The 20,810-nt window shown below is 74.5% G+C and carries 15 protein-coding genes; 13 read left to right on the forward strand and 2 right to left on the reverse strand.

Annotated features, from left to right (window positions below):
* Positions 1-272 precede the first annotated feature (272 nt).
* The 7 genes from AC02VZ_RS00555 (at position 273) to AC02VZ_RS00585 (ending at position 13,010) form a co-directional block, all read left to right on the forward strand.
* Complete coding sequence (locus AC02VZ_RS00555) at positions 273-1,049, forward strand: TIGR03936 family radical SAM-associated protein (RefSeq protein WP_432056741.1); 777 nt, start codon at positions 273-275, stop codon at positions 1,047-1,049.
* Positions 1,050-1,309: 260 nt separating this feature from the next.
* Positions 1,310-5,842, forward strand: a complete 4,533-nt coding sequence (locus tag AC02VZ_RS00560) for an Rne/Rng family ribonuclease (protein WP_432056740.1) — start codon at positions 1,310-1,312, stop codon at positions 5,840-5,842.
* 524 nt (positions 5,843-6,366) lie between these two features.
* On the forward strand, positions 6,367-7,479 hold the full coding sequence (locus tag AC02VZ_RS00565; RefSeq protein ID WP_476474217.1) for a DegT/DnrJ/EryC1/StrS family aminotransferase: 1,113 nt from the start codon (positions 6,367-6,369) through the stop codon (positions 7,477-7,479).
* The gene (locus tag AC02VZ_RS00570; RefSeq protein WP_476474218.1) at positions 7,476-8,501 is read left to right on the forward strand and encodes a Gfo/Idh/MocA family protein; all 1,026 of its coding nucleotides are present in this window, start codon (positions 7,476-7,478) and stop codon (positions 8,499-8,501) included. The genes AC02VZ_RS00565 and AC02VZ_RS00570 overlap by 4 nt, the downstream gene beginning before the upstream one ends.
* Positions 8,491-10,077 (forward strand): glycosyltransferase family 4 protein, encoded by a 1,587-nt coding sequence (locus tag AC02VZ_RS00575; protein ID WP_476474219.1) that lies wholly within the window; start codon positions 8,491-8,493, stop codon positions 10,075-10,077. The genes AC02VZ_RS00570 and AC02VZ_RS00575 overlap by 11 nt, the downstream gene beginning before the upstream one ends.
* A complete protein-coding gene (locus AC02VZ_RS00580) occupies positions 10,074-11,702 on the forward strand; it encodes a glycosyltransferase family 2 protein (RefSeq protein WP_476474220.1) in 1,629 nt (542 codons plus the stop codon). The genes AC02VZ_RS00575 and AC02VZ_RS00580 overlap by 4 nt, the downstream gene beginning before the upstream one ends.
* Positions 11,703-11,711: 9 nt before the next feature.
* A complete protein-coding gene (locus AC02VZ_RS00585) occupies positions 11,712-13,010 on the forward strand; it encodes a nucleotide sugar dehydrogenase (protein WP_476474221.1) in 1,299 nt (432 codons plus the stop codon).
* A gap of 34 nt (positions 13,011-13,044) precedes the next feature.
* Here the strand turns inward: AC02VZ_RS00585 and AC02VZ_RS00590 are convergent, their stop codons facing one another.
* Together AC02VZ_RS00590 and AC02VZ_RS00595 are read right to left on the reverse strand one after the other, a co-directional pair.
* On the reverse strand, positions 13,045-13,662 hold the full coding sequence (locus AC02VZ_RS00590) for an acyltransferase (RefSeq protein ID WP_432056734.1): 618 nt from the start codon (positions 13,660-13,662) through the stop codon (positions 13,045-13,047).
* Positions 13,663-13,823: 161 nt separating this feature from the next.
* Complete coding sequence (locus AC02VZ_RS00595; RefSeq protein WP_476474222.1) at positions 13,824-14,237, reverse strand: Fur family transcriptional regulator; 414 nt, start codon at positions 14,235-14,237, stop codon at positions 13,824-13,826.
* A 195-nt stretch (positions 14,238-14,432) separates the two neighbouring features.
* On the opposite strand from AC02VZ_RS00595, the gene AC02VZ_RS00600 reads away from it, so the two are divergent.
* From AC02VZ_RS00600 to AC02VZ_RS00625, 6 genes are all read left to right on the forward strand, one after another.
* Positions 14,433-15,896: a catalase gene (locus AC02VZ_RS00600; RefSeq protein ID WP_432056732.1), complete on the forward strand. Its 1,464-nt coding sequence runs from the start codon at positions 14,433-14,435 to the stop codon at positions 15,894-15,896.
* Positions 15,897-16,018: 122 nt separating this feature from the next.
* Entirely contained in the window at positions 16,019-16,402 is a 384-nt protein-coding gene (locus AC02VZ_RS00605) for an ankyrin repeat domain-containing protein (protein WP_432056731.1), read from the forward strand.
* A 377-nt stretch (positions 16,403-16,779) separates the two neighbouring features.
* A complete protein-coding gene (rplU, locus tag AC02VZ_RS00610; protein WP_006132815.1) occupies positions 16,780-17,100 on the forward strand; it encodes a 50S ribosomal protein L21 in 321 nt (106 codons plus the stop codon).
* 14 nt (positions 17,101-17,114) lie between these two features.
* Complete coding sequence (rpmA, locus tag AC02VZ_RS00615) at positions 17,115-17,369, forward strand: 50S ribosomal protein L27 (protein WP_362089699.1); 255 nt, start codon at positions 17,115-17,117, stop codon at positions 17,367-17,369.
* A 108-nt stretch (positions 17,370-17,477) separates the two neighbouring features.
* Entirely contained in the window at positions 17,478-18,923 is a 1,446-nt protein-coding gene (obgE, locus tag AC02VZ_RS00620) for a GTPase ObgE (RefSeq protein ID WP_432056730.1), read from the forward strand.
* Between the two features lie 258 nt (positions 18,924-19,181).
* The gene (locus AC02VZ_RS00625) at positions 19,182-20,735 is read left to right on the forward strand and encodes an alkaline phosphatase D family protein (RefSeq protein ID WP_476474223.1); all 1,554 of its coding nucleotides are present in this window, start codon (positions 19,182-19,184) and stop codon (positions 20,733-20,735) included.
* The last annotated feature ends 75 nt before the right edge of the window (positions 20,736-20,810 follow it).

The following is a 20,810-nucleotide window of genomic DNA, read 5'->3' on the forward strand; positions in this document are numbered from 1 at the left end:
CTGGCAGGAGGCCGCTCCGCGCCCCCGGAGGCGCCGGGAAAACGGGGAGCGGTGATCCCGGCTGGTGACCGGGAACTCCGGGGACCGTCTTGGACGTACTCTGGGGAGAGCAACGACCGCTGTCCCGGTGCCGGCCCGCAGGGGCCGGACAAGCCGGAGTCGGTGGTCCCACCGCCGTACGACAGAGGGCGGCGCACACCGCGCCTCCCTTCCCACGAGGAGAAGAACCCCTGGGCAAGCGACAGCCCGAAGGCCCGCCGCCCGCACCCGCGGTGCAGCGCATCCGACTGCGCTACACCAAGCGCGGCCGCCTCCGGTTCACCAGCCACCGTGACTTCCAGCGGGCCTTCGAGCGTGCCCTGCGCCGCGCCGAGGTACCGATGGCGTACTCCGCGGGCTTCACTCCGCACCCCAAGGTGTCGTACGCCAATGCCGCACCCACCGGCACGGGCAGCGAGGCGGAGTTCCTGGAGATCGCCCTCACCGAGTCGCGGGACCCCGAGCGGCTCCGGGCCCTGCTCGACGCGTCGATGCCCACCGGCCTCGACATCGTCGACGCGGTGGAGGCCCGCACCCCGGGCCTGGCCGACCGGCTGACGGCCTCGGTGTGGGAGCTGCGGCTGGACGGGGTCGACCCCGAGGACGCCCGCCGTGCGGTGGACGCCTTCCGGGCGGCCGGGACGGTGGAGGTCCAGCGCCGCACCAAGAGCGGCATGCGCACCTTCGACGCCCGTTCCGCGGTCGTTGCCCTGGAGTGCGGGGAAACGCACACCTCATCGGCCGATAGGCCGAGCGACCGGCCCTGTGCGATACTGCGGCTGGTTGTTCGGCACGTGACGCCTGCCGTACGACCCGACGACGTCCTGTCCGGTCTCCGCGCCGTGGCCGACCTGGCGCCGCCGGTCCCCGCTGCGGTGACCAGGCTGGCGCAGGGGCTGCTCGATGAAGAGACTGGCACGGTGACCGACCCGCTCGCGCCCGACCGCGAGGCAGCAGTGACCGAGCCGCAACCGGCCGGCGCCACTGCCGCCGCGACGGCGCCGGTGTAAGGAAGGTCCCGCGTAGGGACGGACGTCGTAGCGCCGCCCTCGAACTCGGGAGCCACCTGGGTCGGGCAGCGCACCGACCAGAAGACTTTCGCCAGGCCGTGCGCATTCGGTGTACGGAACCGGCGAGACAGGACACAGAGAGCTTCCGTGCGGCGCCCGCGCCCCGGACGGCGGTCAACGCGCATCGCGCGGGCCGTGGACGTCACCGGCATCGCCGGGCCAGGTGCGGCGCCCGGGAGCCTGACGGGAGAAACGCCCGCATGCTCGAACCGACCGAGCCCACCCAGGGCTCCGAACAGAACAGCCCCAGCGACACCCTGCCGCCGCGTCGGCGCAGGCGCGCCGCCTCACGGCCGGCGGGACCGCCGGCCGGGGCCTCCGACAGCACCGCGGAGACCGTGGCGCCCCCCGTGGCGGCCGCGGACGCCTCCGGCACCGGTGACCCGGCGGACCAGACGGACCCGGCGGACCAGACAGGCACCGAGGCCGCGGCGGCCGAGACCCCGGCCGCCGCACCGGTGACCGCCGCCGCACCGGTGACCGCCGCCGCATCCGCCGCATCCGAGTCTTCCGAGGCGCCCGCCGAGGCCCGGGAGGACGCCGCTCCGCCCCGCCGCCGCCGTGTGGTCCGCCGTGCGGCCGCGCCCGCCGGGGCTCCCGCGTCGGCGGAGGCCGCCGAAACCGTCGTCCCGGCGACGACCGCGTCGGCCGCCGAGCAGGAGACGCCCGGTTCCGAGGACGCCGAGGGCGCGGCCCCTGCCGCCGACGCCGCACACGGCTCCACGGACGCCGCGCCCCGCCGTACCCGCCGCCGCGCCACGCGCACGGTGGCCTCCCCGGAGGAGAGCGCGGCGACGGCCCCCGCAGCCGCCGCCACGACGGACTCGGACTCCTCCGCCCCTGCCGCCGACGCGCCTGCGGGTGACACGACCGGCGAGCAGGCCGACGCCGCCGACACCCCTGACGCCGCCTCCGCCGCCGTCGAGGACGAGGCCCCGCGCCGTACCCGCCGCCGCGCCACGCGCCGGGCGTCCGCGCCCGCCGGCGCGCCCACCGCCTCCGCCCCCGCGGACGCGCAGACCGCCCCGTCGGCCACGGACGGCGCAGCAGTCGCCCCCGACGACACGGCGGCCGTCGACGACACGGCCGCCCCCGACGACACCGCCGCCCCGGCCTCCGCGCCCGCCGGCGCCGCACCCGACTCCTCCTCCGCCGAGGAGGCGAAGCCCCGCGTGACCCGGAGCACCCGAAAGACGACGTCCGCGACCGACGAGAGCGCCGCCGCCGAGGCCGAGGCCCCCGCCGAGGACACCGCTCCGCGCCGCCGTCGCCGCGTGGTCCGCAAGGCCGCCGCCGGGTTCGCGGAGCCCGCGCGCCCCGCCGCCGGGCAGCAGGCGGCCTCCGACAGCGAGGCCGGGAGCGCGAGCGGGGCGCGGTCGCGTCCCGCGCGTCCGGCCGTCGCCGTGTTCCAGCCGCCGGTCTTCACCGAGCCCCGGTTCCAGACCCCGGAGCGGGCCGCCGCCGAAGCGGCAGCCGAGGCCGTCGGCGCGGACGACGCCGACGAGACGGCGGAACTCCCCGAGGAGCAGCCGACCGCCTCCCGGCGCCGTCGCCGCCGCCGCGGCGCGGCCGACGAGCCCGAGGCGGCGCCGTCCGCGGCCCCGGAGCAGGACACCCGTCCCGAGGACGACGACGAGGAGGACTCCGACTCCTCCGCCGAGGACCACGCCGACGACGGCGACGACCAGGACGACAACGAGACGTCCGGTTCGCGCCGCCGGCGCCGCCGCGGAGGCCGTCGCCGCCGGCGCGGAGACTCCCCCGAGAACGACACCGACGGTGACGACTCCACGGACGCGGACACCGGCCGGGCCGCCGCCGAGCAGGCCGCCCAGGACGCCGAGGACACCGCCGAGCAGGCCCAGGAGGACGCGGCCGACGCGGCGGACGACGACGGGTCTGCCGAGGACCACTCCGACACGGGCTCCGGCAACGGCTCCAGCAGCAGCCGCCGGCGCCGCCGTCGCCGTCGCCGGGCCGGGGACAACGGGGGCGAGGCCGAGACCTCGACCGACGACCCGGAGCGCACGGTCGTGAAGGTGCGCGAGCCGCGCAAGGCCGCCGAGCCGTCCGACGAGGTGCAGTCCATCAAGGGCTCGACCCGTCTGGAGGCGAAGAAGCAGCGCCGCCGGGAGGGCCGCGAGCAGGGCCGCCGGCGCGTCCCGATCATCACCGAGGCCGAGTTCCTCGCCCGCCGCGAGGCCGTGGAGCGGGTGATGGTGGTCCGTCAGCACGGCGACCGCACCCAGATCGGCGTGCTCGAGGACGGGGTGCTCGTCGAGCACTACGTCAACAAGGAGCAGTCGACGTCGTACGTCGGCAACGTCTACCTCGGCAAGGTGCAGAACGTGCTGCCGTCGATGGAGGCCGCCTTCATCGACATCGGCAAGGGCCGCAACGCCGTCCTGTACGCCGGTGAGGTCAACTTCGAGGCGCTGGGCATGGCCAACGGCCCGCGCCGCATCGAGTCCGCGCTGAAGTCGGGACAGTCGGTGCTGGTGCAGGTCACCAAGGACCCGATCGGGCACAAGGGTGCCCGTCTGACCAGCCAGGTCTCCCTGCCGGGCCGGTATCTGGTGTACGTCCCCGAGGGTTCGATGACCGGGATCAGCCGCAAGCTGCCCGACACCGAGCGCTCCCGGCTGAAGACGATCCTCAAGAAGATCGTCCCCGAGGACGCGGGCGTCATCGTGCGCACCGCCGCCGAGGGGGCGAGCGAGGAGGAGCTGCGCCGGGACGTCGAGCGGCTCCAGGGGCAGTGGGAGGAGATCCGCAAGAAGTCCCGGAGCAGCAGCGCCAGCGCGCCGTCCCTGCTCTACGGCGAGCCGGACATGACGGTCCGGGTCGTGCGGGACATCTTCAACGAGGACTTCACCAAGGTCGTCGTCAGTGGCGACGAGGCGTGGCAGACCATCCACGGCTACGTGTCGAACGTGGCGCCGGACCTCGCCGAGCGGCTGTCCCGCTGGACGAGTGAGGTCGACGTCTTCGCCACGTACCGGATCGACGAGCAGCTCGCCAAGGCGCTGGACCGCAAGGTGTGGCTGCCCAGCGGCGGCTCGCTGGTGATCGACCGGACCGAGGCGATGGTCGTCATCGACGTCAACACCGGGAAGTTCACCGGGCAGGGCGGCAACCTCGAGGAGACCGTCACCCGGAACAACCTGGAGGCGGCCGAGGAGATCGTGCGCCAGCTGCGGCTGCGCGACCTCGGCGGCATCATCGTCATCGACTTCATCGACATGGTGCTGGAGTCCAACCGGGACCTGGTGCTGCGGCGCCTGCTGGAGTGCCTGGGCCGGGACCGCACCAAGCACCAGGTCGCGGAGGTGACGTCGCTGGGCCTGGTCCAGATGACCCGCAAGCGGGTCGGCCAGGGCCTGCTGGAGTCGTTCTCGGAGACCTGCGTCCACTGCAACGGGCGCGGTGTGATCGTGCACCTGGACCAGCCGTCCTCCAACGGGGGCGGCGGGTCCAAGCGCCGCAAGCGGGCGCGGGCCGGTGCCGCGGACCACACGCACGAGACCCACGAGCACGAGACGGCCGCCTCCGTGACCGCGCCGGACGCGGAGCAGGAGGCCGAGCGGGAGTCCGAGGCCGAGGTGGCGGCGGAGGCCGCCGCTCCGGTCGCGCTGCCCGCGCCCGCCTTCGAGCCCGACGAGGAGCTGTACAGCAGCGCCGCCGAGGCGGAGGCCGCGGCCACCCGTGGCCGCAGCCGCCGCCGGGCGAGCAGGCGGGCCTCGGCCCCGGCGGGCGCGCCGAAGCGCGAGGAGGTCCGGCGCGAGCCGGCCGCCGACGAGGTGCCGACGGCTCAGGACGTGACGGCGGAGGAAGAGGCCGCGCGTCCGGTGCGGCCGGAGCCGGCCGCCGAGGCCCAGGCCGCACCGGCAGCCGCCGAGGACCCGGTCGTCGAGGCGCCCGTCGACGAGAAGGAGTCCGAGAGGGAATCCGCGCAGGAGTCCGAGAAGGAGTCCGAGAAGGAATCCGAGCAGGACGCCGGGCGGGCTGCCGCCGAGGAGCAGGCTCCGTCCGCCGGGGACGAGGCCCCGAAGGGCCGTACCCGGCGCCGGGCCACCCGCAAGGTGTCCGCGCCGGCCGGTTCCCCCGCGGGTGCCGAGGCCGCCGTGGTGACGGTCGCCGAGACGGCCCCGTCGGCCGCCGCGACGCCCGAGCCGCAGCCGCAGCCCGAGCGGGCGGAGGAGGCGCCGGCCGAGGCCGCCCCGGCCCGTCCGCGCCGTCGCGCCGTGCGCAAGCCGGTGGCGTCCACCGCGTCGGAGGAGGCGGCCGTCCTGGTCGTGCCGTCGGCGACGGCCGACGAGCCGGCCCCGCAGGCGGAGCCCGAGCGGGCTGCCGCCGGTGACCCGGCGGGGGAGACCACCCCCGCCACGGACGCCGAGGGCACCGCAGCCGAGGGCACCCCCGCCGAGGACGCCGCGTCGGACGACACCGCCGAGGCGGCCGACGGGGAGGCCGCGCCGGCCAAGAAGACCGCCCGCAAGGCGGCCAAGAAGGCCACGGCGAAGAAGGCGGCCACCAAGAAGACGGCGGCGAAGAAGACCACGGCCGCCAAGAAGACCACGGCCACGAAGGCGGCGAAGAGCACCACGACCGCCAAGAAGGCCACGGCGAAGAAGGCGACGGCCAAGAAGGCGCCGGCGAAGAAGACGACCGCGAAGACTGCGGCCGCCGCTCAGCAGCCGGCCTCCTCGGTCACCGCCGACACGGAGGACTGACCGGTCCCGCCCCCGGACGGGGCGGGACGGCCTCCGGGCCCGGTACGACGAAGCGCAGGACACCGCACCCTCGGTGTCCTGCGCTTCGTCGTGCGGCGCGATCCGGCCGGGTCACTTAGGATGCGAATAAGGTCACTCTCCGTGCGGGTGTGACCGACCCCCTGACCGGGCGGAGGTACCTCTGTGGCGACTCCGAGCAGACCGTTCCCCCCTGCACCGACGACGCCCGCGTGGTCCCGGCAGCCAGGACCGCGCCGTGCCGGGCCCTCTTCCCCGCGGGTGGCACCCGCGGCACCCGCCTCCCCCCGAAAGGCCCCCGAGAGTGACGCGGCCTCCCGGCCCCCGGCGGACGGCGCCCCGTCCCCCTGACACCGACACCGACACGGACACGGACACGCTCACGGACCCGGACAGGGCCGTCGTGTCCGGACCTGGACCGCCGTGTGCGTGACCCTTCGTTCCCGGTCCCCAGGGTCCCCATCGAGGTGCGCCGCCCGGCCTCCGTACGAGGAGGGGAGACGACGATGACCGACACCCACGCGTCGATACCGGCCGCACGGCCGGTCATCGGCGAGGAGGAGATCGAGGCCGCGGTGCGCGTGCTGCGCAGCGGGCGGGTGGTGCAGGGGCCCGAGGTGGCCGCCTTCGAGGAGGAGTTCGGCGAGGTCGTCGCCGGCCGCCACTGCGTCGCCGTCAACTCCGGCACGTCCGCGCTGCACCTGGCCCTGCTCGCGCTGGGCATCGGCCCGGGCGACGAGGTCGTCGTGCCGTCGTTCTCCTTCGCCGCCTCCGCCAACGCGGTCCGGCTGGCCGGGGCCGACGTCGTGTTCGCCGACATCGAGGCGGACGGCTTCTGCCTGGACCCGGCGGCCGTCGAGGCGGCCCTGACCCCGCGCACCGCCGCGATCCTGCCGGTCCACCTCTACGGGCACCCGGCCGCCATGGACCGGATCACCCGGTTGGCGGACCGGCACGGCCTGGCCGTCGTCGAGGACGCCTGCCAGGCCCACGCCGCCGCCCTGCACGGCACCCCGGTCGGCACCTTCGGCGACGCCGGCGCCTTCAGCTTCTACCCGACCAAGAACATGCACAGCCTCGAGGGCGGCATGATCAGCACCGCCGACCCGCGGCTGGCCCGCACCCTGCGCCTGCTGCGCAACCAGGGCATGGAGCAGCGCTACGCCCACGAGGTCGTCGGCGCCAACCTGCGCATGACCGACGTCTGTGCCGCCGTCGGCCGGGTGCAGCGCGCCCGGCTGGCCGACTGGACCGAACGGCGCATCGCCCACGCGGCGTACCTCACCGGGCACATCACCGCGGCGCACGTGGTCACCCCGGCCGTCGCCGAGGGGGCCCGGCACGTCTACCACCAGTACACCGTGCGGATCCGCGGCGACCGCGACGCCGCCGCGGCCCGCCTGGCCGGGGCCGGCATCGGCACCGCCGTGTACTACCCGACGCCCGTCCACCGGCTGAAGCCGTACCGGGAGCCGGACCAGAGGGCGGGCCGGACCTGGGACCTGCCCCGGACCGACCGCGCCGCCGCCGAGGTCCTCTCGCTGCCCGTCCATCCCGGCCTGTCGCGCCGGGACCTGGAGCGCGTCGTGGACGCCGTGAACTCGCTGGAGGAGCCGTGAGCACCGGGAGACGTCTGCGGGCCGGCCTGATCGGCCTCGGTTCCATGGGGCGTCACCACGCCCGCGTCCTGTCCGCCCTGGAGGGCGTCGACCTCGTCGCGGTCGTCGACCCCCTGGGCGACAAGCACGGCGCCGCGCAGGGCGTGCCCGTCCTGGACACCGTCGGGGAACTCCTCGGTCTGGGCGTCGACTACGCGGTGGTGGCCTGCCCCACCGCCCGGCACGAGGAGGTCGGCCTGCAGCTCGCCGAGGCCGGGGTCTGCGCGCTGGTGGAGAAGCCGCTCGCCGACACGGTGGCCGGCGCGCGCCGCCTCGTCGACGCCTTCGAGTCGCGCGGCCTGGTCGCCGGTGTCGGCCACATCGAGCGCTGCAACCCGGCGCTGCGCTCGCTGCGCGCCCGGCTGGAGGCCGACGAGCTCGGTGACGTCTTCCAGGTCGTCACCCGCCGCCAGGGGCCCTTCCCGCACCGCGTCGCGGACGTCGGCGTGGTCAAGGACCTGGCGACCCACGACATCGACCTGACCAGCTGGGTCGCGGGCCGGGAGTACGTGTCCATCGCGGCGCACACCGTCTCCAAGAGCGGGCGCGAGCACGAGGACATGGTGTCCGCCGTCGGGCGCCTCGACGACGGCACCATGGTCAACCACCTCGTCAACTGGCTGAGCCCGCTCAAGGAGCGCTTCACCTCGGTCACCGGCGAGCGCGGCTGCTTCGTCGCCGACACCCTCACGGCCGACCTGACCTTCCACTCCAACTCCGCCGTGGCCACCGAATGGGAGGCCCTGCGGGCCTTCCGCGGCGTCGCCGAGGGCGACATGATCCGGTACGCCATCCCCAAGCGGGAGCCGCTCCTCGTCGAGCACGAGCTGTTCCGGGACGCGGTCCTCGGCGTGCCCGCCGACATCTGCACCCTGCGCCAGGGGCTGCGGACGGTGGAGGTCGCGGCGGCGGTGCTCGCCTCCGCGGCGGGCAACCGCAGCATCTCGCTCACCCCGGAGGGTCTGACCAGCCATGACAGCTGAGAACCGCACGGCGCGAGGGTCCCGCGGGGGCCGGATCGTGATGCTCGTCGACAACGGGGTCACCGGCGACTCACGGGTGCAGAAGGAGGCCCGGTCGGCCGCCGCGGCGGGCTGGGACGTCGTCCTGCTGGGCCGGGCCCGCGGCAGGAAGGACGTGGGCCGGACCTGGCGCCTCGGTGACGCCGAGGTCCGGCTGCTCGCGGTGCCCACGCCACTGTTCCGGCGCCGTCACGAGTTCCGGCGGGCGCCGCTGCGCTCACCGCTGGCCTACCGGCCCGGGCCGCTGGCCGCGTACCGCCGGCAGAAGGTCAAGGCGTGGCGCGCCGACCTCCACGTCCGCTCGGCCGTCGCCCGGAGCGAGGGCTCCGCCCTCGGCCGGCTGCGCCTGCTGCCGCCCCGCGTCCTGGCCCGGCTGCTGCAGCCCTGGGTGGGCCTGCGGTACCGCAGGACGCAGCAGCTGGCCCGGCGGCGCAGGGCCATGGACTCGGCGCTCGACCGCCTCACCACCGCCTTCTGGCGGACGACGATGGGGGTCAGGGCCTGGCGCCGGCTCGACCCGCACCTGTGGGACTTCGAGCTGGCCTACGGCACGGTCGTCGACGGGCTGGAGCCGGACCTGATCCACGCCAACGACTTCCGCATGCTCGGCGTCGGGGCCCGCGCCGCGCTGCGCGCCCGCGCCCGGGGCCGGGACGTCAAGCTGGTCTGGGACGCCCACGAGTTCCTGCCCGGCATCAGGCCGTGGGACCCGCACCCGCGCTGGCACGTCGCCCAGTGCGCGCACGAGAGCGAGTACGCCCGTTTCGCGGACGCCGTGGTGACCGTGTCCGACACCCTCGCCGGCCTGCTCCAGGAACGGCACAGCCTGGCCGAGCGCCCCACGGTCGTGCTCAACGCGCCCGAGGGCACGCTCTCCGCCGAGCGGACCGCGGAGCCGGTGCCGGACCTGCGGGAGCTGTGCGGTGTCGGCGACGGCGTGCCGCTGGCCGTGTACAGCGGTTCCGCCGCCCCGCAGCGCGGACTGGACATCATGGTGGAGGCACTGGCGCTGGTGCCGGACGTGCACACCGTCCTCGTCGTCCCCGACACCGGGTCCGGGTACGTCAGGACGTTGCGGGCCCGGGCCGAGGCGCTGGCCGTCGCCGGCCGGCTGCACGTCCTGCCCTACGTGCCGCACCACCAGGTGACGCGTTTCCTCGCCGCGGCCGACGTCGGCGTCATCCCGATCCACCACTGGCCGAACCACGAGATCGCCCTGATCACCAAGTTCTTCGAGTACGCGCACGCCCGGCTGCCGCTCGTCGTCAGCGACGTGCGCACGATGGGCGCGACGGTCCAGCGGACCGGCCAGGGCGAGGTGTTCCGCGCCGAGGACCTGGAGGACTACGCCCGCGCGCTGAAGTCGGTGCTGGGGGACGCCGGGCGGTACCGGGCCGCGTACGAGGCGCCCGGACTCCTGGACACCTGGACCTGGGAGGCCCAGGCTGAGCGGCTGAACGGGATCTACTCGAAGCTGCTGACGGGTTCCGGCGCCCGGTCCGGCGCCGGCCGGAGAGAGGCGGGGACACAGGCATGAGCGGGGTACCGGATGTCAGCGTGGTCGTCGCGGTCTACAACACGATGCCGTACCTCACGGAGTGCCTGGACTCCCTGGTGGGCCAGAGCATCGGACGGGACCGGCTGGAGGTCGTCGCCGTCGACGACGGCTCCACCGACGGCAGCGGCGCCGAGCTCGACCGCTTCGCCGAGCGGTATCCGGGCACCGTCCGGGTGATCCACCAGGAGAACTCCGGCGGGCCGGCGGCGCCCAGCAACCGGGCCCTGGACGTCGCCACCGGCCGTTACGTCTTCTTCGTCGGCGCCGACGACCACCTGGGCGAGGAGGCCCTGGAGCGCCTGGTGGCCTACGCCGACGCGCACGGCTCGGACGTCGTGGCCGGCCGGATGGTCGGCACCAACGGCCGCTACGTCCACCAGGCGCTGTACCGGGAGAACGCCCCGGACGTCCGCCTGCACGGCTCCGCCCTGCCGTTCACCCTGTCCAACACCAAGCTGTTCCGCCGCGAGCTGGTCGAACAGCACAAGCTGCGCTTCCCCGAGCACCTGCCGGTGGGCAGCGACCAGCCGTTCACCATCGAGGCGTGCGTGCGCGCCCGGAGGATATCCGTGCTGGCCGACTACACCTGCTACTACGCGGTCCGGCGCGGCGACGCCGGCAACATCACCTACCGGGCGGACCACCTGGCCCGGCTGCGGTGCACGGCGGAGATCATGGACTTCACCGCCGGGCTGATCGAGCCGGGGGAGGAGCGCGACGCGGTGCTGCGCCGGCACTTCACCTGGGAGCTGGCCAAGCTCGTCCAGGACGACTTCCCCGGTCTGGACCGTGCCCTCCAGCGGGACCTGTGCGCCGGCATCGCCCGGCTCGCGGACGCCTACTTCACGGACGGCATCCGCGACGCGATGGACGTCCGGCGCCGGGTGCGGATCTGCCTGGCCCGCGCCGGGGCGGTCGACGAGCTGTGCGAGGCGATCACCTCCGAGAAGCTGCACGGCCCCCCGCCCTTCGTGCTGGACGGCGACCGCGCCTACGCCCGCTACCCGGGGTTCCGGGACCCCCGCACGGGGCTGGCCGACCGGTGCTTCGAACTCCTCGGGGAGGCCGTCCCCGGCCGGCTCGCCCAGGGCACCGAGCTGCTCGCCTCCGGCTGGGAGCAGTCGGAGAGGGGCATCGCCTACACGGCCTCGGTGCGGCTGCCCGTCCTCGGTGACGTGGACGGCGCGGTGCTGCGTCTGGTCCCCGGGGAGGTGCCCCCGCCTCCCGACCGGCCCGGGGCGCGGCGGCTTCCGGCCGGCCACCCGCTGCCCGGGCCCGTGGGCGAGCACCGCCCGGAGCCCGCCGAGGGCGGTGCCGCCACCGTGCTGCACGCCCGCGTCCCTCTGGAGCGGCGGGACGCCCGGCTGGGCGTGCGGGTGTACCTGGACGTGGCCGGGTCGACGTACGAGATACCCGTGCGGGGCAGGGGCAAGCCCATGCCGCTGTCCCGCCGCTGGGGAGGCACCGACGAGCCGCGGCGTGCCTCCGCCACCCTCGACACCCAGGGCCGCGTGGTGGTCTCCACCGCCCTGATGCACCCGCCGAGGACGTCCCGGGCCTCCCGGGTGCGGTCCGCCGTCTCCCGTGCCGTCAAGAGGAAGTGACCCCCGGTCATGAACATCTGTGTGGTGGCGCTCGGCAAGATCGGGCTTCCGCTGGCCGTGCAGTTCGCCGCCAAGGGCCACCGGGTCGTCGGCGCGGACGTCGACGAGCGGGTCGTCGAGCGGGTCGGCGCCGGCGCCGAGCCCTTCCCGGGCGAGCACGACCTGGACGTGCGGCTGAAGGCGGCCGTCGACGCCGGGCTGCTGAGCGCCACCACCGACACGGCCGCCGCGGTGGCCGCCTCGGAGGCGGTCGTCGTGGTCGTCCCGCTGTTCGTCGACGCGGACGGCGTACCGGACTTCGGCGGGATGGACTCCGCGACGCGGGCGATCGCCCAGGGCCTGAAGCCGGGCACGCTCGTCTCCTACGAGACCACGCTGCCGGTCGGCACCACCCGCACCCGCTGGGCGCCGATGCTCGCCGAGGGGTCCGGGCTGACCGCGGGGGAGGACTTCCACCTGGTCTTCTCGCCCGAACGGGTGCTCACCGGCCGGGTCTTCGCGGACCTGCGCCGCTACCCGAAGCTGGTCGGCGGCATCGACGCGGCCTCCACCGCCCGGGGCGTCGCCTTCTACGAGGCGGTCCTCGACTTCGACGCCCGCGAGGACCTGCCCCGCCCGAACGGCGTCTGGGACCTGGGCACGGCCGAGGCGGCCGAGCTGGCCAAGCTCGCCGAGACCACCTACCGGGACGTCAACATCGGCCTGGCCAACCAGTTCGCGCGCTTCGCCGACCGCCACGGCATCGACGTCCAGAAGGTCGTGGAGGCCTGCAACTCGCAGCCCTACAGCCACATCCACCAGCCGGGCATCGCGGTCGGCGGCCACTGCATCCCGGTCTACCCGCGGATGTACCTGTGGAACGACCCGGCCGCGACCGTGGTGCGCTCCGCCCGTGAGGCGAACGCCGCGATGCCCGCCCACGCCGTCGACCTGCTGGCCGCCGCCTACGGCGACCTGACCGGGGCCGGGGTGCTGGTGCTGGGCGCGGCCTACCGCGGGGGAGTGAGGGAGACGGCGTTCTCCGGGGTCTTCCCGACGGTGCGGGCGCTCCGGGCCCGCGGGGCGGTCCCGTACGTCTCGGACCCGCTGTACACCGCGGGGGAGCTGTCCGCCCTGGGCCTGACCCCGCACGCCGGTGAGGAGGTCACCGCGGCCGTCCTGCAGGCCGACCACCCGGAGTACCGCACGCTGACCCCCGCCGACCTGCCCGGCGTCCGGGTCCTGGTCGACGGCCGGCGCACCACCGACCCCGAGGCGTGGAAAGGCGTCCGCCGGGTGGTCATCGGCGGAGGGGGCGCCGACGCCTGAGGCCGGGGGGGACGGCGGGCCGCTGGCCGGCGCGTCAGGGCCGCGGGGCCTGGGGCGGTGCGGTGCGCTCGGTGAGGGCGCCGTCCTCCTCGTCGTACAGGGCGCCCGTCGCGGGGCACTCCCACACGCCGGGCTCCCGCTCGGTCAGCCGCACCCCGGCGCGCCCCACCCAGCCCGTCCGCCGGGCCGGGACACCGGCCACCAGGGCGAAGTCGGGCACGTCCCGGGTGACCACCGCCCCGGCGGCGACCATCGCCCAGCGCCCGACGCGCACCGGGGCCACGCACACCGACCGGGCGCCGACCGAGGCGCCGTCCGCGATCCGCACGCCGACCGCCGCCCAGTCCCCGGCCCGTTTCTGCCGGCCGCCGGGGTCCACGGACCGGGGGTTGCGGTCGTTGGTGAGGACCACGGCCGGGCCGATGAAGACACCGTCGCCGAGTTCGGCCGGCTCGTAGACGAGGGCGTGGTTCTGTAGCTTGCAGTCGTCGCCCATGCGCACGCCCGGGCCGACGTAGGCGCCGCGGCCGATCACGCAGCGCTCGCCGAGGCGTGCGTCCTCCCGGATCTGCGCGAGCTCCCAGACACTGCTGCCCGCCCCGATCACCGCGCTGTCGTCGACCTGCGCGCCGGGCTGGATCCTGTGGTTCACGTCGCCGCCTTCCGCCGTCCTTCGCGCGGTGAGCATAAGGGGCGAAACGTACGGAGTGGGATCGCCGGGCGGTGTCGGCGGGGCGGGCCGGTCCGGTGGCGGACGGCGTGACGGGGCGAGCGGGCCGGTCCGGTGGCGGACGGCGGGGCGCGGACCGCGCCTCAGGCGGCGCAGTCCGGGCAGAGGCCGTGGTACGTCAGTTCGGCCTCGGAGACCGTGTAGCCGAAGCGCTCCGACTCCGGGAGGTCGGCGAGGGGGTCGCCGGTGGGGTGCACGTCGCGGATGGTGCCGCAGCCGTCGCAGAGCAGGTGCTGGTGGGTCCGGTGGGCGTTCGGGTCGTAGCGGATGGCGCGCTGGTCGGTGGAGACCTCGACGAGTTCGCCGAGCGAGACCAGCTCGCCCAGGGTGTTGTAGACCGTCGCGCGGGATATCTCCGGCAGCCGCTGCGAGGCGCGGGCGTGCACCTCGTCGGCGGTCAGGTGGACGTGCTCCCCGCCGAGGACCTCGGCCACGACACGGCGCTGGGCGGTCAGGCGCCAGCCGCGGTCGCGCAGCCTCTGCAGAAGATCAGTCATGGGCCCAGCCTAAGCCGCGATCCATCCCAGCTCAAGAGTCGATATGGTTCTGAAAACAGCCTTGACTTAGACTGAGTCCAACATAGGGTGGGACCGACGGCGGGCCGCGCAGCAGCCCGCGCGGAGACTTCGGACGGCCGCCGGCCCTGCCGGGCCCGGCCCACCCGCGACGCATCACACGCCGAGGAGCGAGCTTTGACCGAGAACAACCAGAAGCCGTTGACCACCGCCGCCGGCGCGCCGGTCGCCGACAACCAGAACTCGCTGACGGCCGGTCCGCGCGGCCCGATGCTGCTGCAGGACGTGTGGTTCCTCGAGAAGCTCGCGCACTTCGACCGCGAGGTCATCCCGGAGCGCCGGATGCACGCCAAGGGCTCGGGCGCCTTCGGCACCTTCACGGTCACGCACGACATCACGCGCTACACCAGCGCGAAGATCTTCTCCGAGATCGGCAAGAAGACCGACCTCTTCGTCCGCTTCTCCACCGTGGCCGGTGAGCGCGGCGCCGCCGACGCCGAGCGCGACATCCGCGGCTTCGCCGTGAAGTTCTACACGGAGGAGGGCAACTGGGACCTGGTCGGCAACAACACCCCGGTCTTCTTCTTCCGCGACCCGCTGAAGTTCCCGGACCTCAACCGCGCGGTGAAGCGCGACCCGCGCACCAACCTCCGCGACCCCGAGAACAACTGGGACTTCTGGACCAACCTCCCCGAGGCCCTGCACCAGATCACCATCGTCATGTCCGACCGCGGCATCCCCGCCACGTACCGGCACATGCACGGCTTCGGCTCGCACACCTACAGCTTCATCAACGCCGAGGGCGAGCGCTTCTGGGTCAAGTTCCACCACCGCACCCAGCAGGGCATCAAGAACCTCACCGACGCCGAGGCCGAGGCCCTGGTCGGCAAGGACCGCGAGTCCCACCAGCGCGACCTCTATGAGGCCATCGAGCGCGGCGACTTCCCGAAGTGGAAGCTGTACGTCCAGATCATGCCGGAGGCGGACGCGGAGAACTACCGCTTCCACCCCTTCGACCTGACCAAGGTCTGGTCGAAGAAGGACTACCCGCTGATCGAGGTCGGCGAGTGGGAGCTCAACCGCAACCCGGCGAACTACTTCGCCGACGTCGAGCAGGCCGCCTTCACCCCGGCCAACGTGGTCCCGGGCATCAGCTACTCGCCCGACAAGATGCTCCAGGGCCGCCTCTTCTCCTACGGTGACGCCCAGCGCTACCGCCTCGGCGTGAACCACCACCAGATCCCGGTCAACGCCGCCAAGGCCCCGGTGAACACCTACCACCGCGACGGCGCCATGCGGGTCGACGGCAACCAGGGCTCCGTCCCGGGCATCGAGCCCAACTCCTACGGGCGCTGGCAGGAGCAGCCGGCCTACCGCGAGCCGGCCCTCGCCGTGGGTGCCGTCGCCGACCGGTTCAACTACCGCGAGGACGACGACAACTACTTCGAGCAGCCCGGCAACCTGTTCCGCCTGATGACGGCCGAGCAGCAGCAGGTGCTCTTCGAGAACACCGCGCGCGCCATCAACGGCGCCTCGGAGCAGACGGTCGCGCGCCACATCGCCAACTGCACCAAGGCCGACCCGGCCTACGGCGAGGGCGTGCGCAAGGCGATCGAGGCCCTGGCCGCCGGCACCCTCTGAGCCGTGACCTCCGGGCGGGCCGCGGCACGCACGTGACCGCAACGCGCCCGTCCCACCCCGACGGGCGGCCGGCGGACCCGGCCGGCGCCCGAACGACCCACGCTGAAAGGCAGGACACCTCCATGAGCAGCGGTCTGACCGCCGAGCAGACGGAACGCGTCGTGGCCATCGCCATGGACCTGGCACGCGCCGGCGAGACCGGGGAGCTGTCCGGCTTCGTCGAGCACGGCCTGCCCGTCGACGTGACCGACGCGGCCGGGAACACCCTCCTGATGCTCGCCGCCTACCACGGCCACGCCGACACCGTGCGCGCCCTGCTCCGCCTCGGCGCCGACCCCGACCTGCGCAACGACCGGGACCAGAGCCCGATCGCGGGCGCCCTGTTCAAGGGCGCGGACGAGGTCGTGCGGGTGCTGCTCGACGCCGGCGCCGACCTGGACGCGGGCACCCCGAGCGCGCGGGCCGCGGCGCAGATGTTCGGACGCGCCCACCTGCTGGCGGCCTGAGCCGCGCGGCCACGGGCTGGCCACGAGCGAGCCGGTGCCGCCCGGGTGCGCGCGCCCTGGGCGCGGAGGTGCCGGGCCGCGCCGCCCCGGTCCCGCCGCCCACGCGGCACGGACGGGCAGGCCGCGGGAAGCCGCCGTCGAGCGACGGGGGACCGTCCACGCGTCGCGGACCGTACGCCGGTCCGGGCCCCCCAGGGCCCGGTTTGACCCGCCCCGCCCCGCCCCCGTAACCTTGACCGTCGGCGTGTCGCCTGACCCGCCACATCCCCGTAAACCTCTTCCTTCCGGGTGCCGCGGTGCCCGGAAGAGGTCGTCCGTGTCCATGCCCGGCGGCTGGCCTGCGGGGGTGCCGTTCTTCGAGCGAAAGAGAGATCCGCGTGTACGCCATCGTGCGCAGCGGTGGTCGCCAGCACAAGGTTGCTGTCGGCGACATCGTTGAGGTTGACAAGATTTCCACCGCCAAGGTGGGCGACACGGTCGAGCTCTCGACCCTGCTCGTCGTCGACGGCGACTCCGTGACCAGCGACCCCTGGGTGCTGGCCGGCATCAAGGTCCAGGCCGAGGTCGTGGACCACCACAAGGGCCAGAAGATCGACATTCTGCGCTACAAGAACAAGACCGGCTACCGCCGTCGTCAGGGCCACCGCCAGCAGTACACGGCGATCAAGGTCACTGAGATCCCCGCGGCTGCGAAGTAAGGGACTGAGGAGAGATGGCACACAAGAAGGGCGCATCGTCCACCCGGAACGGCCGCGACTCGAACGCCCAGCGGCTCGGCGTGAAGCGCTTCGGCGGTCAGGTCGTCAGCGCGGGTGAGATCCTGGTCCGCCAGCGCGGCACCCACTTCCACCCGGGCGCCGGCGTCGGCCGTGGCGGCGACGACACCCTGTTCGCGCTGCAGCCGGGTGCCGTGGAGTTCGGCACCAGCCGCGGCCGCAAGGTCGTGAACATCGTTCCGGTCGCCTGATCGGACAGCTTGCGCGAGGCGGACCTCACTTCCCCCGGCGGGAAGGCGGGTCCGCCTTTCGCGTGTTAAGACAAGACACTCATCGGACGTCTCTGGAGGCACCCCACCATGACCACCTTCGTGGACCGCGTCGAGCTACATGTCGCCGCGGGTAACGGAGGCCACGGCTGTGCCTCCGTCCACCGTGAGAAGTTCAAGCCGCTCGGCGGACCCGACGGCGGCAACGGCGGACGCGGCGGGGACGTGATCCTCACCGTCGACCAGTCCGTGACGACCCTCCTGGAGTACCACCACTCCCCGCACCGCAAGGCCACCAACGGCAAGCCCGGCGAGGGCGGCAACCGCAGCGGCAAGGACGGCCAGGACCTGGTGCTGACGGTGCCGGACGGGACCGTCGTCCTCGACAGGGCGGGCAACGTCCTCGCCGACCTGGTCGGGCAGGGCACCTCCTACGTCGCTGCCCAGGGCGGACGCGGCGGACTCGGCAACGCGGCCCTCGCCTCCGCGCGGCGCAAGGCCCCCGGCTTCGCCCTGCTCGGTGAGCCGGGCGACCTGCGGGACATCGTCCTGGAGCTCAAGACCGTCGCCGACGTGGCCCTGGTCGGGTATCCCAGCGCCGGCAAGTCCTCCCTCATCTCGGTGCTGTCGGCCGCCAAGCCCAAGATCGCCGACTACCCGTTCACCACGCTGGTGCCCAACCTCGGGGTCGTCACCGCCGGGTCGACGGTCTACACGATCGCCGACGTGCCCGGCCTGATCCCCGGTGCCAGCCAGGGGCGCGGGCTGGGGCTGGAGTTCCTGCGGCACGTCGAGCGGTGCAGCGTGCTCGTGCACGTGCTGGACACCGCCACCCTGGAGTCCGACCGCGACCCCGTCTCCGACCTGGACGTGATCGAGGAGGAGCTGCGCCAGTACGGCGGCCTCGGCGACCGGCCCCGGATCGTGGTCCTCAACAAGATCGACGTCCCCGACGGCCAGGATCTCGCCGACATGGTCCGGCCGGACCTGGAGGAGCGCGGCTACCGGGTGTTCGAGGTCTCCGCGGTCGCCCACAAGGGCCTCAAGGAGCTGTCCTTCGCTCTGGCCGACCTGGTCGCGCAGGCGCGTGCCGCCCGGCCCGCGGAGGAGGCGACCCGGATCGTCATCCGGCCCAAGGCCGTGGACGACGCCGGGTTCACCGTCACCCGCGAGGAGGTGGGCGGCGAGCCGCTGTTCCGGGTGCGCGGCGAGAAGCCCGAACGCTGGGTGCGGCAGACCGACTTCAACAACGACGAGGCCGTCGGCTACCTGGCGGACCGCCTCAACCGCCTCGGTGTCGAGGAGGAGCTGATGAAGGCCGGCGCCCGCCCGGGCGACGGCGTGGCCATCGGCCCCGAGGACAACGCGGTCGTCTTCGACTGGGAGCCGACCGTGATGGCCGGCGCCGAGATGCTCGGCCGCCGCGGCGAGGACCACCGCCTGGAGGCGCCCCGCCCGGCCGCCCAGCGCCGGCGCGACCGCCAGGCCGAACGGGACGAGGCCGAGCGGGAGTACGACGGCTTCGAGCCCTTCTAGCCGGGGTTCCCCTCCCCTCCCCGCCGGGCCGGGGAGGGGTCCCGCTCCACCGCGCGTTCCTGGGCCCCCGGGGCGCCGGGTGTCGCCCGCCGCTCACCGCGGTGACCCGTCGTGGCCACGGGCCGTTCCCGTGCCGCGGCGGGTTTCCTGTTGTCCCACCTCTTGTCATGGACGCGCCCCACCGTGTTCAGTGCGCGGACCGCCCCGACGGCGACCTTCCCCTTGTCCACCAGGCAGACGAGGCAAGGGAGTTCGCCGATGACCGGAACACCGCGGCCCGACCGCCGACGCGTCCTGACCGCCGGTGCCGCCGTCCTGGGGACCGCGGCCTCCGCCCCGGTCTGGGTGCCCGGACCCGCCCGCGCCGCCGTCCCCCTCCGGCTGCCCGACGGGGTGTTCACCCTGGGAGTCGCCTCCGGCGACCCGCTGCCCGACGGGGTCGTGCTCTGGACCCGCCTGGCCCCCGACCCGCTGCACGGCGGCGGCATGCCCGGCCGGCGGGTCCCCGTGGAGTGGCAGGTCGCCGCCGACGCCCGGTTCACGCGCATCGTGCGCCGGGGCACCGCGCAGGCGCGGCCCGCGTCCGGGCACAGCGTCCACGTCGACGTGCGCGGCCTGCGCCCCGCAACCCCGTACTGGTACCGCTTCCGCACCGGCGGGCAGCTCTCGCCCGTCGGCCGCACCCGGACCGCCCCCGCCCCGCACACCGTCGGCGGACGGCTGCGGATGGCCCTCGCCTCCTGCCAGAACTGGCAGCACGGCTACTTCACCCCGTACGCCGACATGCTGGCGCAGGACCCCGACGTGGTGGTCTTCGTCGGCGACTACATCTACGAGTCGGGCCCGTCCGCGACCGCCGTACGCCGCCACGAGGGGGCGGGGGAGCCGTACAGCCTGGAGCAGTACCGCAACCGGTACGCCCAGTACCGCTCGGACCCGGACCTGGCGGCGATGCACGCCCACGCGCCCTTCGTCGTCACCTTCGACGACCACGAGGTCGACCACGACTTCGCCGGGCAGATCCCCCAGGACCCCGGTGCCCAGCCGCACGCCGCGTTCGTGGCCCGGCTGACCGCCGCCTACCGGGCGTACTACGAGCACATGCCGGTCCGTGCCACCGCCGTGCCCGACGGGCCGCACATCCGCATGTACCGGCGGCTGGAGTTCGGCCGCCTCGCCCGGCTGAACGTGCTCGACACCCGCCAGTACCGCAGCGACCAGGCGACCGGCCAGGAAGGCGCCCGGGACCCGTCCCGGACCATGCTCGGCGCCGCGCAGAAGCGGTGGCTGGTGGACGGCCTGCGCCGCTCGACCGCCCGCTGGAACCTGATCGCCTCCCAGATCATGATGGCCGAGACGGACCTGCGCCCCGGCCCCGGCAAGCTCTGGTACTACGACGCCTGGGACGGCTACCAGGCCGAACGCAACGCCGTGCTGCGGGAGTTCCGCCGGGTGGACAACCCCGTGGTCCTCACCGGCGACCGGCACCTGACCATGGTCAGCGACCTGCGGGCCGACTTCGCCGACCCGGGCTCCCCGGTCGTCGGCGCCGAGTTCGTCGGGACCTCCGTCTCCAGCAACGGCGACCAGGACCAGGCCGCCTTCCGCGCCGAGTGGGACCCGCGCCGTCCGGACAACCCGCACTGGAAGCTGCTCGACGCCCACCGCGGCTACCACCTGTTCGACATCCGCCCCGACCGGATCGACGCCCGCGTGCGGGTCGTGGACACCGTGCTGCGGCCCCGGGCCGTCCCCCGCACGCTGGCCCGGCTCCGGGTCGACGCGGGCAGGCCCGGCGTCCGCCTGGTGTAGCGGCGCGGGCGCGGCGGCGGAGGCGCGGCGGCGGGGCCGGCCGGTCGGGCCTGCCCGTGGCCCGGGCCCGCCCGT

This window comes from Streptomyces sp. 3-6 (assembly GCF_056323165.1).